Origin of the sequence: Paenibacillus thermotolerans, from assembly GCF_028745515.1 — a bacterium.
In the GTDB taxonomy this organism is placed as follows: domain Bacteria; phylum Bacillota; class Bacilli; order Paenibacillales; family YIM-B00363; genus Paenibacillus_AE; species Paenibacillus_AE thermotolerans.
The window spans coordinates 1-1,463 of sequence record NZ_JAQZSG010000087.1 but is presented as its reverse complement, the minus strand read 5'-3'; the positions used below and the strand labels follow the sequence as shown (position 1 = coordinate 1,463).

General features: G+C 44.0%; 1 protein-coding gene. It reads right to left on the bottom strand.

Annotated features, from left to right (window positions below; genetic code table 11):
* Window positions 1-137: 137 nt before the first annotated feature.
* Window positions 138-1,355: an IS256 family transposase gene (locus PT964_RS26320; protein ID WP_274366329.1), complete on the bottom strand. Its 1,218-nt coding sequence runs from the start codon at window positions 1,353-1,355 to the stop codon at window positions 138-140.
* Window positions 1,356-1,463 lie beyond the last annotated feature (108 nt).

Sequence of the window (1,463 nt, the reverse complement as noted above, 5' to 3'; positions counted from 1 at the left end):
GGGAGCGTCAAGAAGTTTGTGTAAGGCGGTAGGGCTATCCATCGGGACGATGGATAAAGTAATGTTTTAATATTCTGATTTTTAATGTTTATTAGAGGGCGTAGCCCAAGCAAAGCGCGGGAGGAAAGTTTTTCTTCTTATGCTGCGGTCTGATCTTCCCCAAGTTTTGTTTCAGTTGATTTGGGTCCATATCGCAACTCAAACATATTGTTTAATTTGGCTTTAACTTCTAGGTCGCCAAACCCCCGGATGACGCGTGTGCTCCATCTTTCATTGTAGTCTGTGACCTCAAGGTAGACGATTTTCTCCGCTGCTTCTATATTCGGCAAACTATTCATGGGTCGAAGACGCTTTCGGAACTCCTTGATCGTCCGCTCAATCGGGTTTGACGTATAAATGGCTTCTTTAATCATTGCCGGGTATTTGTAGAAGGTAAGCATCGTAGGCAACTTCTGTTCCAAACTTTTCATTTCCTTTGGATACAACTTGCTCCATTTAGCCTTGACGCTTGCAAAAGTTGTGACGGCTAAATCGTAATCCAAAGCGTTGTAAACGGTTTTCATGTCGGCCATTACTTCAGGTTTGTCTTGTGCGCGAATTTTGGGGAATAGGCTCCGCATCTTATGAGTAATGCAGTCCTGAACATCTGCTTTCGGGTATGTTTCCTTAAAGGCTTCTTCTAGCCCCGAAAGCCCGTCAAATACACCAAGCAGCACTTCTTTGGCGCCGCGTCTGTGAAGATCTCTCAATACGTCTCGCCAGCCGTTGGCACTTTCATTGCCACCGACATAAAAACCGAGGATCTGTCGGTAACCTTGACTATTGATGCCCATCGCCAAATAAATAGCCTCACTATCCACCGTTTGACGCCGTAATTTAAAGAAAAGTGCATCTAAATAAATGACTGAATAACGTGTTTCTAACGGTTGTGACTGCCAGGCTTCAATGTCCTCCAACACAGTACTTGTGATATTGCTGACCGTTGCAGGAGAGTATCTGGAGCCAAACATGGACTCAATAAAGTTTGCTACGCCTCTTGTGCCCATACCGGCTTTGTACATTTGGATTACCGCTTCTTCCAGCCAGTCATCACGCCGTTGATATGGTTCAAATACTTGGGTCTGAAATTCGCCTCTACGGTCGCGTGGGACTTGAAGATCGTTGATCTTACCGTATTTGGTGTCGAGTGTCCGCTCGTAGTAACCGTTACGGCTGTTGCGGAGTCCTTGTTGCTCAATTTGAAGAAAGTTGTTCATTTCTTCATTCATGATTAATTCAAGCTTTTCTTTCACAAATTCACGTACAAGATTTTCAAGTAGATTTGGAATGCCTGCTTCGTGTACACTTTGATTCATGAGTAGGGTCTATCCTTTCTTGGTGATCTCAGCAATCCCGAGGATACCCTACTTTTTTATTGCCTGTTAAGGCTCCAAATTTTGTTACACAAACAATTGTACGTCATC